The 13,112-nt window shown below is 55.3% G+C and carries 13 protein-coding genes; 8 read left to right on the forward strand and 5 right to left on the reverse strand.

Annotated features, from left to right (window positions below):
• Positions 1-13 precede the first annotated feature (13 nt).
• Positions 14-1,009 (forward strand): dicarboxylate transporter/tellurite-resistance protein TehA, encoded by a 996-nt coding sequence (gene tehA, locus ACOTXC_RS00930; RefSeq protein ID WP_421767308.1) that lies wholly within the window; start codon positions 14-16, stop codon positions 1,007-1,009.
• Positions 1,009-1,602 (forward strand): tellurite resistance methyltransferase TehB, encoded by a 594-nt coding sequence (gene tehB / locus ACOTXC_RS00935; protein WP_206227832.1) that lies wholly within the window; start codon positions 1,009-1,011, stop codon positions 1,600-1,602. The genes tehA and tehB overlap by 1 nt, the downstream gene beginning before the upstream one ends.
• On the opposite strand, the gene pepT is transcribed toward tehB, so the two are convergent.
• On the reverse strand, positions 1,599-2,828 hold the full coding sequence (pepT, locus tag ACOTXC_RS00940; protein WP_193132009.1) for a peptidase T: 1,230 nt from the start codon (positions 2,826-2,828) through the stop codon (positions 1,599-1,601). The two genes, tehB and pepT, sit on opposite strands and share 4 nt — an antisense overlap.
• A 111-nt stretch (positions 2,829-2,939) precedes the next feature.
• On the opposite strand from pepT, the gene ACOTXC_RS00945 reads away from it, so the two are divergent.
• Positions 2,940-4,535, forward strand: coding sequence for an ABC transporter substrate-binding protein (locus tag ACOTXC_RS00945; RefSeq protein ID WP_038416040.1), 1,596 nt, complete (start codon positions 2,940-2,942; stop codon positions 4,533-4,535).
• A gap of 135 nt (positions 4,536-4,670) precedes the next feature.
• The gene (locus ACOTXC_RS00950) at positions 4,671-5,345 is read left to right on the forward strand and encodes a DUF3313 domain-containing protein (protein WP_032624278.1); all 675 of its coding nucleotides are present in this window, start codon (positions 4,671-4,673) and stop codon (positions 5,343-5,345) included.
• 33 nt (positions 5,346-5,378) lie between these two features.
• Here the strand turns inward: ACOTXC_RS00950 and ACOTXC_RS00955 are convergent, their stop codons facing one another.
• Positions 5,379-6,275: a DMT family transporter gene (locus ACOTXC_RS00955; RefSeq protein ID WP_045622766.1), complete on the reverse strand. Its 897-nt coding sequence runs from the start codon at positions 6,273-6,275 to the stop codon at positions 5,379-5,381.
• 174 nt (positions 6,276-6,449) lie between these two features.
• Between ACOTXC_RS00955 and ACOTXC_RS00960 the strand changes: the two genes are divergently transcribed.
• Positions 6,450-7,322, forward strand: a complete 873-nt coding sequence (locus ACOTXC_RS00960) for a helix-turn-helix domain-containing protein (RefSeq protein ID WP_400212652.1) — start codon at positions 6,450-6,452, stop codon at positions 7,320-7,322.
• Here ACOTXC_RS00960 and ACOTXC_RS00965 read toward each other — a convergent pair.
• Entirely contained in the window at positions 7,302-8,468 is a 1,167-nt protein-coding gene (locus ACOTXC_RS00965) for a benzoate/H(+) symporter BenE family transporter (protein ID WP_421767309.1), read from the reverse strand. The two genes, ACOTXC_RS00960 and ACOTXC_RS00965, sit on opposite strands and share 21 nt — an antisense overlap.
• 92 nt (positions 8,469-8,560) lie before the next feature.
• Between ACOTXC_RS00965 and ACOTXC_RS00970 the strand changes: the two genes are divergently transcribed.
• Both ACOTXC_RS00970 and ACOTXC_RS00975 read left to right on the forward strand, forming a co-directional pair.
• A complete protein-coding gene (locus tag ACOTXC_RS00970; protein WP_032624275.1) occupies positions 8,561-9,088 on the forward strand; it encodes a helix-turn-helix domain-containing protein in 528 nt (175 codons plus the stop codon).
• An 80-nt stretch (positions 9,089-9,168) separates the two neighbouring features.
• Positions 9,169-11,133: a peptidase U32 family protein gene (locus ACOTXC_RS00975; protein ID WP_058646654.1), complete on the forward strand. Its 1,965-nt coding sequence runs from the start codon at positions 9,169-9,171 to the stop codon at positions 11,131-11,133.
• On the opposite strand, the gene ACOTXC_RS00980 is transcribed toward ACOTXC_RS00975, so the two are convergent.
• Positions 11,130-11,363, reverse strand: coding sequence for a DUF2554 family protein (locus tag ACOTXC_RS00980; protein ID WP_063137737.1), 234 nt, complete (start codon positions 11,361-11,363; stop codon positions 11,130-11,132). The two genes, ACOTXC_RS00975 and ACOTXC_RS00980, sit on opposite strands and share 4 nt — an antisense overlap.
• 242 nt (positions 11,364-11,605) lie before the next feature.
• Here ACOTXC_RS00980 and ACOTXC_RS00985 point away from each other — a divergent pair, with 242 nt between their 5' ends.
• A complete protein-coding gene (locus ACOTXC_RS00985) occupies positions 11,606-11,968 on the forward strand; it encodes a hypothetical protein (protein ID WP_015570547.1) in 363 nt (120 codons plus the stop codon).
• Between the two features lie 148 nt (positions 11,969-12,116).
• On the opposite strand, the gene ftrA is transcribed toward ACOTXC_RS00985, so the two are convergent.
• A complete protein-coding gene (gene ftrA, locus ACOTXC_RS00990; protein ID WP_063137738.1) occupies positions 12,117-13,112 on the reverse strand; it encodes a transcriptional regulator FtrA in 996 nt (331 codons plus the stop codon).

Here is a 13,112-nt window from a genome sequence, read left to right on the forward strand (position 1 = left end):
AAGTTTAAAAAAAATGCATAACCAAGACCAACGCGTTCTTAACTTGCCCGCCGGTTATTTCGGTATGGTTCTGGGTACCATAGGTATGGGGTTCGCCTGGCGTTATGCCGGTACTATCTGGCCGGTGACGCGCTTGCCGGGCGAGATCCTGGTGGCGCTGGCGGTGGCGATCTGGTTCCTGCTGAGCGTGGCGTTTCTTACCCGTGCGGTACGGTTTCCACATAGCGTGCTGGCCGAGATGCGGCATCCGGTAATGAGCAGTTTTGTCAGCCTGTTTCCAGCCACAACGCTACTGGTGGCCATTGGCTTTGTGCCGTGGTGCCGACCGGTGTCGCTGGTGCTGTTTAGCGTAGGCGTGGTGATCCAGCTTGCGTATGCCGCCTGGCAAAGCGCCGGGCTGTGGCGCGGTAAGCATCCGGAAGAGGCCACGACGCCGGGACTGTATCTGCCGACGGTAGCGAACAATTTTATCAGCGCCATGGCCTGCGGTGCGCTGGGTTTCCACGATGCGGGGCTGGTGTTCCTTGGTGCCGGGGTCTTTTCCTGGCTGAGCCTCGAGCCGGTCATTCTGCAACGCCTGCGCAGCGCGGGCGAACTGCCCGCGGCGCTTCGTACTTCGCTCGGGATCCAGCTTGCGCCTGCCCTGGTGGCTTGTAGCGCCTGGTTTAGCGTCAACGGCGGCGAAGCGGACACCTTCGCCAAAATGCTTTTCGGCTATGGTCTGTTGCAACTCCTGTTTATGCTGCGTCTGATGCCGTGGTATCTGTCGCAGCCGTTCAACGCGTCGTTCTGGAGCTTCTCGTTCGGGGTGTCGGCGCTGGCGACCACCGGTTTACATCTGGGGCAGAGCAGTCCGTCAGGGTTCTTTCATGCCCTCGCGGTTCCCCTGTTTATTTTCACCAACATCATCATCGCGATGCTGCTGGTCCGTACTTTTATCTTGCTGATGCAGGGCAAACTTCTGGTGCGCGCTGATAAGGCACTGCTAATGCAATCTGAGGAAAAATAATGACTGTCGATGAAAACTACTTTACTGAGAAATATGGGCTGACCCGCACGCACTCAGAGGTCCTGCTCAGCGCGGACATTGTTAAGCCGGGAAAAACGCTCGATCTCGGTTGCGGAAATGGCCGTAACAGCCTCTACCTCGCTGCAAACGGCTATGACGTGACGGCGTGGGATAAAAACCCGATGAGCATCGATAACATCGAGCGCATTAAGGCGGCGGAAGGGATCGCGAATCTGCAAACGGCGATAAAGGATCTGAACAACCTGACCTTTGACGGCGAATACGACTTTATTCTTTCCACCGTCGTGTTGATGTTTCTCGAAGCAAAAACCATCCCTGGTCTTATCGCCAATATGCAGCGTTGCACTAAACCAGGCGGCTATAACCTGATCGTTTCCGCCATGGATACGGAGGATTATCCGTGTACCGTCGGTTTCCCGTTTGCCTTCAAGACCGGTGAACTGAGCCACTACTACGAAGGCTGGGAGCTGATCAAGTACAACGAAGAGGTGGGGGAACTCCACCGTACCGATGCCAACGGGAACCGAATCAAGCTGCGCTTCGCCACCATGCTCGCACGCAAACCCGCTTAACGCGCGGCCAGCAGACAGAGTTGCAGGGCCGTGCGACAGGAGGCCTCGAACGACGACAGCGGTAAAAACTCAAACTTTGAGTGGAAGTTATGGGCGCCGGTGAAGAAGTTCGGGGTGAGCAAGCCTTTGGCTGATAGGGCCGCCCCGTCCGTGCCACCGCGCATGGGGATCGGTTTTGGGGTGATACCGAGCGATTCCATCGCCTCGAACATCAGGTCGATCGCGCGGCGGTCTTCGCCAATCGCATTGCTGATATTGCTGTAGGTATCTTCAATGCGATACTCCACGTTTGCCGTGGGATGCTGCGCAGCAATCCGCGCTGCCACATCGGCAATTTGCTGCTTGCGGGCGGCAAAACCGTCTTTGTCAAAATCACGAATGTTGGCTTTCAGCACCGCTTCGTTTTGCCCGGCCTGGATGCCGTTAAACCAGATATAACCTTCGCGCCCCTCGGTGCATTCCGGGGTTTGCTGGCGATCGAAATGGCTGATGAAATCCGTTGCCATCAGCAGCGGGTTGACCAGCACCCCTTTGGCGGACATCGGGTGCGCCGTGACGCCGGTAAAGCGAATTTCAGCCGCCGCCGCGTTAAAGTTCTCGTAAACAATTTCCCCCAGCTCGCAGCAGTCGATGGTCCAGGCAAAATCGACGTCGAAGCGCTTCAAATCCAGCGCTTTCGCGCCACAGAGACCAATCTCTTCATCGGGCACAAACGCCACCACAATATCGCCATGCTTATGTTCAGCGGTGAGGTTTTCCAGCACCGTCATGACCACGGTGACGGCCGCTTTATTATCTGCGCCTAATACGCTGGTTCCGTCGCTGAAAATAATCTCCTCATCCGGATAAGCCAGAATTTCCGGGTGCTCATTTACGCGCAACCAAATATCTTTTTCTTTATTCAGGCAGAGATCATCTCCCGTAAAGGTTAATATTTGTGGATGAATATCCGGGGATAAACCGACGTCAACGGTATCGATATGGGTAATAAAACCAATCCGCGGCGCGCCGGGAATATTGCCTTTTTTCACGGCGGTAACGGTGGCGAACTCATCAATCACAATATCGTCTAACCCCAGCGTTTCCAGCTCCTTCGCCAGCTCCCGCGCCATGTCGTGCTGGCCCGGGGTGGAGGGCAGGGTTTTGACTTTCGGGTCGCTCTGGCTGGTGATGGCGAGATAGCGGAAAAAGCGTTGGGTTAATTGTCTGGAGAGTTCTGAGCCCATAGTGTTTCCTTCTGTATTTATTTTTCATGTGTTTGCGCCATCACTTTAATGTTATTTATGAAATGGCAAAAGAAGTAATTAGCCGTCGAATTAAAAAGACAGGAATAAATGATGAAAAGCACATTCACAATGATAACGCTGGCGCTTGCTGCGCTGACGGTCAGTTCCACCGTCGCGGCAAAAACGCTGGTGTATTGCTCCGAAGGATCGCCGGAAAATTTCAATCCTCAGCTCTATACGTCGGGGACCAGCGTGGACGCCAGCGCCGTACCGGTTTATAACCGTCTGGTCGATTTCAAACCGGGCACTACCGAACTGGTGCCGAGCCTGGCGGAAAGCTGGGAGGTGAGCGAGGATGGTAAGGTCTACACCTTCCACCTGCGCAAAGGGGTGAAATTCCACAGTAATAAACTGTTCACGCCGACGCGCGACTTCAACGCGGATGACGTGATTTTCTCGTTTATGCGCCAGAAGGATGTGAATCATCCCTACCATAACGTCTCCAACGGCAGTTATTCCAACTTCGAAAGTCTGGAGTTCGGCAACCTGATTACCGCCATTGATAAGGTTGACGATCGCACCGTGCGCTTCACCCTGGCGCACCCGGAAGCGCCGTTTGTTGCCGATCTGGCGTGGTATTTTGCCTCCATTCTTTCGGCGGAGTATGCCGATGCCATGCTGAAAGCGGGCACGCCTGAAAAGGTTGATATGCAGCCAATTGGCACCGGGCCGTTTAAACTGGCGCAATATCAGAAGGATTCCCGTATCCTCTTTACCGCCTTCCCGGACTACTGGCAGGGAAAATCGAAGCTGGATCGTCTGGTGTTCACCATCACGCCGGACGCCTCGGTGCGTTTTGCCAAAGTCGAGAAGAATGAGTGCCAGGTGATGCCGTTCCCAAACCCGGCGGATCTGCCGCGTATGAAGGCTAACAAAGACATCAACCTGATGAGCAAGGACGGTCTGAATACCGGTTTCCTGGCATTTAACACGCAAAAGCCGCCGCTGGATAACGTAAAAGTGCGCCAGGCGCTGGCGATGGCGATTAACAAACCGGCCATCATTGAGGCGGTCTTCCACGGCACCGGCACGGCGGCGAAAAACCTGCTGCCGCCTGGCGTCTGGAGTGCCGACAGCGAGCTGAAAGACTACGATTACGATCCAGAAAAAGCGAAAACGCTGTTAAAGGAGGCGGGATTTGCCAACGGCGTAAGCATCGATCTGTGGGCTATGCCCGTGCAGCGGCCGTATAACCCGAACGCGAAGCGTATGGCTGAAATGATCCAGGCGGACTGGGCGAAAGTAGGCGTGCAGACCAAAATCGTGACCTACGAATGGGGCGAATACCTGAAGCGCGTGAAGGGCGGGGAGCATCAGGCTGCGCTGATGGGCTGGACAACGGCGACGGGCGATCCGGATAACTTCTTCGGACCACTGTTTACCTGTACGTCCGCCAACGGCGGGTCGAACTCGGCCAAATGGTGCTATAAGCCGTTTGATAACCTGATTGCCGAAGCAAAATCGATAACCGATCGCGAAAAACGCGTGGCGCTGTACAAGCAGGCGCAGCAGATGATGCACGATCAAATGCCGGCGGTTATGATTGCCCACTCGACCATTTTTGAGCCAGTCAGAAAAGAGGTCACGGGCTATGAAATCGATCCCTTCGGCAAACATCTGTTCTGGCAGGTAGATATAAAACAGTAATATTTTTCTGCCCGGATCCGGTCCGGGCACTATTTTTACAATTTGTGCCTTCCCCGTCATTTTTTGCCACAACATTTCCCTCTGTTTTTTGTTATAACTTCAAGTGCATACTTGCAGATAACTCGGAACTCCATCATGCGTACTTCCACTTTTTTTAAAGTTGCAGTGCTTTCTGGCCTGTTGGCCCTTTCTGGCTGTGCGTCAAAAGTCGCAGCCCCCGATCAATATTCAGGCTTTTTAAAAAATTACTCTGACTTGCAGGAGATGACATCAGCAACCGGGAAACCAACCTTGCGTTGGGTCGATCCTTCCTATGATCCGGCGAACTACGACAGTATTATCTGGACCCCGATAACCTATTATCCGACACCAAAGCCAACCACACAGCTTGGGCAAAAAACGCTTGATGAATTGTTGAGTTACACCAATAACACATTAAAAAACGCGATTGGCCAGCGTAAGCCAATTGTGACGACGCCGGGCAAACATAGCCTGATCTTCCGCGGCGCCATCACGGGTGTGAGCTCAGAGAAAGAAGGTTTGCAGTTCTATGAAGTGGTGCCCGTCGCGCTGCTGGTTGCGGGTACGCAGATGGCAACTGGCCATCGCACCATGGATACGCATCTTTTCTTTGAAGGTGAGCTGATTGATGCGGCCACGAACAAACCGGTAGTTAAAGTTGTTCGTAAAGGTGAAGGTAAAGAGCTTGCCAACGAGAACACGCCGTTGGGATTCGCCACACTGAAACAGGTTGTGGATGATATGGCGACCGATGCCACCATGTTTGATGTCCATCAGACAGCAAAATAATAAAAACGGCCTGCATCTACGCAGGCCGTTATTTTATGCCGTCAGCAGGCGGCGGAACCAGGTTTCCGGTTTCGTAAACATCACCATATTTCCCCCCAAAATCAACAGCAGGCCGACGATCCCGTTGATATGCCACACGTAACCCTCGTACACCGTTGAAATCGACAGCGCCACCAGCGGGAACAGCAGGGTGCTGTACGCGGCCTTACCGGGACCAATGCGGCCTACCAGCGTAAAGTAGGCGCCGAAGGCAATCACCGAGCCAAACAGAGCAAGATAGAGCAGCGCCCCCATATAGCTCACCGTCCATTCCGGCATAAAGCTTTCGCCCCTGAAGAGAGCGATAAGGCCCATCACGACGGTGCCATACAGCATCGCCCAGGCGTTGGTGGTCATGGTTTCCAGCCCGTTTCGCTGATGACGCATGCTGATCATATTCCCCAGCGAGAAGCCGTAGGTGCCGAGGGCGGAAAGCCCGATGCCCGTAAGCAATGACGCGTTCCAGCCGCTGGCGAGCAGATCGTTCCAGAACAGGGTAATGATCCCGATAAGCCCCAGCGCTGCCGCCGTCCAGAAGCGCGCGGGTGGACGCTGGCCGAAGAAGATAAAGCTGTTGATGGCGTTATACAGTACGGCCATCGAGAAAATCACCGACTCAAGGCCGGTATTGATATGGGCGGCGGCGGTATAAAAGCACCAGAAGTTGAAACAGAAAACGCAGCAACCCTGAAGCATGCAATAGAGATGATCCCGCAGCGCCAGCCTGCGCAGGCGACGAAGGGCGACCAGGACGATCATCATCGTGGCGCTGGCCACGGCGAAGCGCCAGAAAATGGAGACCGGCGCTGCAACCGGCCCCTGTTGTAAAAAAATGGCGATCCAGGTCGTGCCCCAGATAACAACAACCAGCCCATAGAGTAATGCGTTCATGGTGTCTCTCTTCTCATACCGCGGAAAACAACAGTGTGGCGAAAGAAGGGGGCCCCGGCTTTCATCGCCTTGCGCCGGACTTGCAAATTCTTGCGCTTTTTTCTCGCATAATGGCTGGTAACAGGCTGCAACACTTCTTAGACTGACAGTCTGATTAATCACCTGTTTACGGCCATGTCTCTCGTTTACGACACCTTTGAAACGTTACGCCAAAAAAATGCAGTGCTGCGGGAAACCGTCGCGCTCAATACTGGCATTCAACTGGCGGCGTGGTACAACAAGCACGACACGATCACCGTGAAAAGCAACCATCACACCCTTAGCCTGTACGTGGCGGATGGCTATGAAAGCTATCAAAAAACGCCGGGTGGCTGGAAAAATGGCGGCGGGCCGGACCGTTTTTGTCTGATGCCGGAAGAGAGCGAATCCACATGGGATATTCGTGATGACCTGTCGTTCGTGCACCTCTACTGCACCGATGAACACCTGCGGGACGTGGGGGAGAAAATCTGGGATAAACGACCGCTATCGCTGACGCTGGATGAAAAAATCTTCGGCAGCGATCCGAAAATCACCGCCCTTTATCGCCAGTTTTTGCTCGGCTGCGACTGGCAGCAAAACGCCAATCAGCTCACCCTGAGCACTGCGTCGACCTTATTACTGACGCATTTGGTCCAGCACTATTCCAGCGTCCAGTGGAAGTTACCGGTGGTCACCGGCGGGCTATCGCCGTTTGTGCTGCGCAACGTGCTGGCCTTTATCGAGGAAAATCTGGCGCAACCCTTAACGCTGGCGGAACTGGCGGGCCAGGCCGCACTCAGTGAGTATCACTTTGCGCGGATGTTCCGCCAGTCGATGGGGCTGGCGCCGCATCAGTACGTCATGCAGCGCCGCATGGAGAAGGCCAAAGCGCTGATTCAGCACACGACCACGCCGCTCACCGACATCGCGCTGGCCTGCGGATTTAACTCCGCCAGCCATTTCAGTAACCGTTTTCGCAGCATGACCGGCATCACGCCGTCACAGCTACGCGCGGCGAAGGCGTGAGAAGACAGCGTAACAGATCCCACCTAGCACCAGCCCCCAGAAAGCGGAGCCAATTCCCAGGAGCGTGACGCCGCTGGCGGTCATCAGGAAGGTGACGATCGCCGCGTCGCGCTCTGCTTCATGATTCAGTGCCTGATACAAACTCCCGCTGATAGTGCCGAGCAGGGCCAGCCCGGCCAGCGTCTGGATGCCGCTCAGCGGCAGGGCGGCCATCAGCCCCGAAATCGACCCGCCGAACACCCCCGCCAGCAGATAAAACCCACCTGCGGCCGCCGCAGCCAGCCAGCGTTTACTGGCATCCGGGTGGGCGTCCGGACTCTGGCAGATGGCGGCGGTGATGGCGGCGATACAGATGGAATAGACGCCGAAGGGGGACAACAGAAGCGCCAGCCCGCCGGTGGCAACGATCAGCGGTGAGACCGCCAGCGGATAGCCCGATGCCTGCATGGTGGCGAAGCCGGGCGCATTCTGCGACGCCATGGTCACCAGGAAGAAGGGTAAGCCGATGCTGATCAGGCTGGTGAAGGTGAACGCAGGGGCAATGAATTCCGGCATGATCACCGATAACGTCATTTTATTCGTGACAACGTCACCTCCAGCCCAGGCCACGAACACCCCCACCAGCAGCGTGGCGACAATGGCGTACCGGGGCGCTACGGCTTTAGCCACCAGCCAGGCGGCCAGCATACTGCCGCAAAGAAGCACGTGTCCCTCAAGATTGCTGAATGCCTTCAGGCCAAACTGTAACAGCACGCCTACCAGCATAGCGGCGGCAAGCGAGTGCGGGATCAGTTTCATCAACCGGGCAAACAGGCCAGTGACGCCGCACAGCAGAATCAGCGCATTCGCAAATATAAATACCCCTATGGTTTCCGCCAGCGTCACGCCTTGCAGGCTGGTGGCGAGCAGCGCCGCGCCAGGAGTCGACCAGGCGGTCAGCACCGGGGCTTTATACCACCACGACAATGCAAGCGTGCTGATCCCCATCCCGAGCCCCAGCGCGGTCATCCATCCGGCGATTTGCTGTGTACTGGCGCCCGCCGCCGCAGCCGCCTGCCAGATAATGGCGGCAGAGCTGGCGTAGCCCACCAGAACGGCAACAAAACCGGCCAGCACGGCAGGAAAGAGATAGGCAGTCGATCGCATGTGAACTCCGTTGTGCGTTATAACGTCCGGGATAAGGTATCACTGTGCGCTATAGCGTACAAGTGGTATGCTTTGCTGCAACGGGAGGAACCATGGATATCACTCAACATCTGGCAACCACACTGAAAGCGCTGCGTCAGGCGCGGGGCTGGAGCCTGTCGAAACTGGCGGAAGAGACGGGCGTGTCGAAAGCGATGCTTGGGCAAATCGAACGCAATGAGTCCAGCCCGACGGTCTCAACCTTGTGGAAAATTGCCACCGGGCTGAACGTACCTTTTTCGGCGTTTATCACTCCAGAGAGCGAACCGCAGGCGGTGTTCGATCCGCAGCAGCAAGCGATGGTGGTGAAACCGCTTTTCCCCTGGGATGAACAGCTTAAGTTCGACCATTTCTCCATCACCCTGTCGCCCGGCGCGCTGAGTGAGTCCACGCCGCACGAAGCCGGGGTGATTGAACACGTGGTGGTGATAAGCGGTGAGCTGGATATGCATATCGACGGTGTCTGGCGCACTCTATACGCTGATTCCGGCGTGCGTTTTGCCGGCGATAAACCGCACGCGTACCGTAACAGCAGCACCCGGACGGTGCATTTTCACTCTCTGATCCATTATCCCCGCTAAAGCGTTGCAAAACGGTTTCACTGGCACAGACTTCTGACTACAATAGCCGCCATTTTGACCATAACGGATAACGACGAAGTATGCGCCTGCACCCCCATCATCTTGAACTGCTAAGCCCGGCCCGCGACGCCGCCATTGCCCGTGAAGCCATTCTTCACGGTGCGGATGCCGTCTACATTGGCGGCCCAGGCTTCGGTGCCCGTCATAACGCCAGCAATAGCCTGCGCGACATTGCCGAACTGGTACCGTTCGCCCACCGTTTCGGGGCGAAGGTGTTCGTGACCCTGAACACCATTCTTCATGATGATGAGCTGGAGCCCGCGCAGCGTCTTATTACCGATCTCTACCAGACCGGCGTTGACGCTCTGATCGTTCAGGATATGGGTGTTCTGGAACTGGATATCCCGCCAATTGAGCTGCACGCCAGCACCCAGTGCGATATCCGCACCGTTGAGAAGGCGAAGTTTCTTTCAGACGTCGGGTTTACGCAGATTGTTCTGGCGCGTGAGCTGAACCTGAACCAGATCCGCGATATCCACCAGGCCACCGACGCGACCATTGAATTCTTTATCCACGGTGCGCTTTGCGTGGCCTATTCCGGGCAGTGTAATATCTCTCACGCCCAGACGGGGCGCAGCGCTAACCGCGGCGACTGCTCTCAGGCCTGCCGTTTGCCGTATACCCTGAAAGACGATCAGGGCCGCGTGGTGGCATTCGAGAAACACCTGCTGTCGATGAAAGATAACGATCAGACGGCAAACCTCGGCGCGCTGATCGATGCCGGCGTACGCTCCTTCAAAATTGAAGGCCGCTACAAGGACATGAGCTACGTGAAAAATATCACCGCCCATTATCGTCAGATGCTGGATGCCATCATCGACGATCGCGGTGACCTGGCGCGCGCGTCCGCCGGTCGTACAGAGCATTTCTTTATTCCATCGACGGACAAAACGTTCCACCGCGGCAGTACGGATTATTTCGTTAATGCGCGCAAAGGGGATATTGGCGCGTTCGATTCACCGAAGTTTATCGGTCTGCCGGTGGGTGAAGTGCTGAAAGTGGCGAAGGATCATCTTGACGTTCAGGTTACAGAGCCGCTGGCGAACGGCGATGGCCTCAACGTGATGATCAAACGTGAAGTGGTTGGTTTTCGCGCCAATACGGTGGAGAAAACCGGCGAAAATCGTTATCGCGTCTGGCCGAACGAAATGCCTGCCGACCTTTACAAAGCCCGCCCGAATGCGGCGCTGAACCGTAACCTGGATCACAACTGGCAGCAGGCCTTGCTCAAGACCTCCAGCGAGCGTCGCATTGCGGTGGATATCGCGCTGGGTGGCTGGGAAGAGCAGCTGATCCTGACCATGACCTGCGAAGACGGCATCAGCGTAACGCATACGCTCGACGGCCTGTTCGAGGTGGCGAACAATGCGGAGAAAGCGCTCAGCAACCTCAAGGATGGCGTAGCGAAGCTCGGGCAGACCATTTATTATGCGCGCAATATTGAGGTGAATCTGCCTGATGCGCTGTTCGTGCCGAACAGCCTGCTGAACCAGTTCCGCCGTGAAACGGCTGAGATGCTGGATGAAGCACGCCTGGCAAACTATCCGCGCGGCAGTCGTAAGGCCGAAGCGGTGCCTGCGCCGGTCTACCCGGACACGCATCTCTCTTTCCTTGCGAACGTTTACAACCACAAAGCGCGTGCGTTTTACCATCGTCACGGCGTGCAGCTGATTGACGCCGCGTATGAAGCGCATGAAGAGAAGGGCGATGTGCCGGTGATGATCACCAAACACTGCCTGCGGTTTGCCTTTAACCTTTGTCCGAAACAGGCGAAAGGGAATATTAAAAGCTGGAAAGCGACGCCGATGCAGCTGGTGAATGGCGATGAAGTACTGACGCTGAAGTTTGACTGCCGTCCGTGTGAAATGCACGTTATCGGCAAGATGAAGAATCACATCTTCAAAATGCCGTCTCCGGGCAGCATTGTGGCCTCCGTCAGCCCTGACGATTTGATGAAGACCCTGCCGAAGCGTAAAGGCAGCTAACCCGCAGAGTGGGTATCCGGTTTGCGCGATTTCTGCCAGGCATGGTGCTCGCGCAACCCCTCCGCAGACTCCTCTGCTGCGCTGCGTAACTCGTCGCTGTCAGCTTCATGACGAAGCTGATGGTCGGCGTTTTTCACATACACAAATTCATGCCCTTTGTGCTCCGCCATAATCTGCCCCGACAACAGTGCACTAATCAGCAGCAGTAGCGAAAAGCCTTTTCTGAACATCTTTTACCCCCGAAAATACGCTACGGTCATCGTAGAGATAATTTCATAGAGTAATTATTCGACTCTTTAAATTTGAGAAAATAGACTGTCAAAAATTGTGGTCGCCATAAAACTCACTTAAGACTATTCTTAAAAGCAATATCGTCGTTGTAAACTCCCATTTCTGGTATGCAAAGAGAAGCTAGATTTATTGGGAAATCATTTACAATAAGATTTTTCTGGCTAAGGATTGGATCGAATAAATGAAAAAAATAATCGTGCTATCACTTCTGGGCGTAGTGGTTGCGGTGGGTGCTGCGGCCAGCATCTATTCAAATGAAGAACCAGAATATATTCAGTCAGCAAAAAGCCGTGTCGGATCGTATTTAACCAGCGATTACGGACGTGTCGAATGTAATAGCACCCAGGTAAGTGAAGATCGCTGGGAGCTGGGCTGTACCAATAAGGCGAGGGGCAAAACCTTCCAGTTCGCTGTTTACCCATCCGAGCAGGCGCCGTATGGGGTCTCTCGTGCGTTTTATCTCGAAGCGATTAATGATGATGCCCGCCAGAGTGCAGAGCAGGGGCTGATGCGTTATCTGCAAATTAATACCAAAGCGGGTTAATCGATTCGTTTATGCTTCGTTGAGGCTCACAGTGGTAGATTGCAGGTGATCCACATCCCGGTATGGAATACCGGAGCGTAGATACCAAAATACAAATCTATCCATGCAAGCATTTACCGCCAGATTATGGCGGTTTTTTTTTGCCCGTTTATCGTACTGGTAAAAATTGTTTGCGATATTGCGCGGGTGAAAGCGCAAATTGCTGCCGGAAATGGTGGCGCAGCGTGGCGCTTTGTCCAAATCCGGTTTGTTCCGCAATATTGTCGATGCTGAGCCGACTGTTTTCGAGATAATCTTTTGCCCGCTGCAATCGCGCAGTCAATAACCAGCGCGCGGGTGTTGTTCCGGTCGCGTCCTGGAAACGGCGCAGAAAGGTGCGCTGACTCATACCCACCCGCAGGGCCAGCGATTCGACGGTATGGGAAACAGCCAGATGCTGGTGAAGATAATCAAACAACTGGCCGAGGCGCTGGCTCTCCCGCAACTGAGCCACCGGTCGGCTAAGCTGCTGGGTTTGCGAGCCGTCCCGATGGGGCGGGATCACCAGCCGACGCGCCACGCGGTTTGCCACTTCCATACCATAATTCCGGCGCACCACGTGCAGGCACAGATCAATCCCCGCGGCGCTTCCGGCGGAAGTGAGAATGTCGCCTTCGTCCTGGTAGAGCACATCTTCGACCACGGTAATGGCGGGATAGCGTGTTTTCAGAGCTTGCGTGTAGCGCCAGTGGGTGGTTGCCTTCCGCCCGTCAAGCAGGCCTGAGGCTGCCAGAACGAAAACGCCAGAACAGATCGAGAGTAGCTGGCAGCCGCGGGCATGCGCCGCGCGGAGCGCCTGGCAGAGCGCTTCCGGTACGGGTTCGTCCAGCCCTCGCCAGCCGGGAACGACAACCAGATCCGCCGTCTCCAGCAGACCCAGATCGCCATCGGCCAGAATACGGATCCCGCCCGTTGCCCGGAGTTCGCCATCATCCACGCTCGCCACGGCAAACTGATACCAGTCATCGCCCATCTCCGGGCGCGGCAAGCCAAAGATTTCTACCGCCACGCCAAACTCAAAGGTACATAAACCGTCATATGCCAGCACGACCGCGCGCGGCGAGGGATGTCTTAAGTTTGTCATCTTTTTGCTGTTTTCTGGCAT

Origin of the sequence: Enterobacter cloacae complex sp. IR5428, assembly GCF_049238585.1 — a bacterium.
GTDB lineage: Bacteria > Pseudomonadota > Gammaproteobacteria > Enterobacterales > Enterobacteriaceae > Enterobacter > Enterobacter intestinihominis.

Excerpts from the sequence above, each read along its gene's own strand:
- ACOTXC_RS00955 (WP_045622766.1), bottom strand. The coding sequence starts at position 6,275 with ATGAACGCATTACTCTATGGGCTGGTTGTTGTTATCTGGGGCACGACC.
- ACOTXC_RS00960 (WP_400212652.1), top strand. The coding sequence starts at position 6,450 with ATGTCTCTCGTTTACGACACCTTTGAAACGTTACGCCAAAAAAATGCA.
- ACOTXC_RS00950 (WP_032624278.1), top strand. The coding sequence starts at position 4,671 with ATGCGTACTTCCACTTTTTTTAAAGTTGCAGTGCTTTCTGGCCTGTTG.
- ACOTXC_RS00965 (WP_421767309.1), bottom strand. The coding sequence starts at position 8,468 with ATGCGATCGACTGCCTATCTCTTTCCTGCCGTGCTGGCCGGTTTTGTT.
- tehB (WP_206227832.1), top strand. The coding sequence starts at position 1,009 with ATGACTGTCGATGAAAACTACTTTACTGAGAAATATGGGCTGACCCGC.
- tehA (WP_421767308.1), top strand. The coding sequence starts at position 14 with ATGCATAACCAAGACCAACGCGTTCTTAACTTGCCCGCCGGTTATTTC.
- ACOTXC_RS00970 (WP_032624275.1), top strand. The coding sequence starts at position 8,561 with ATGGATATCACTCAACATCTGGCAACCACACTGAAAGCGCTGCGTCAG.
- ACOTXC_RS00985 (WP_015570547.1), top strand. The coding sequence starts at position 11,606 with ATGAAAAAAATAATCGTGCTATCACTTCTGGGCGTAGTGGTTGCGGTG.
- ACOTXC_RS00975 (WP_058646654.1), top strand. The coding sequence starts at position 9,169 with ATGCGCCTGCACCCCCATCATCTTGAACTGCTAAGCCCGGCCCGCGAC.
- ACOTXC_RS00980 (WP_063137737.1), bottom strand. The coding sequence starts at position 11,363 with ATGTTCAGAAAAGGCTTTTCGCTACTGCTGCTGATTAGTGCACTGTTG.
- pepT (WP_193132009.1), bottom strand. The coding sequence starts at position 2,828 with ATGGGCTCAGAACTCTCCAGACAATTAACCCAACGCTTTTTCCGCTAT.
- ftrA (WP_063137738.1), bottom strand. The coding sequence starts at position 13,112 with ATGCCAGAAAACAGCAAAAAGATGACAAACTTAAGACATCCCTCGCCG.
- ACOTXC_RS00945 (WP_038416040.1), top strand. The coding sequence starts at position 2,940 with ATGAAAAGCACATTCACAATGATAACGCTGGCGCTTGCTGCGCTGACG.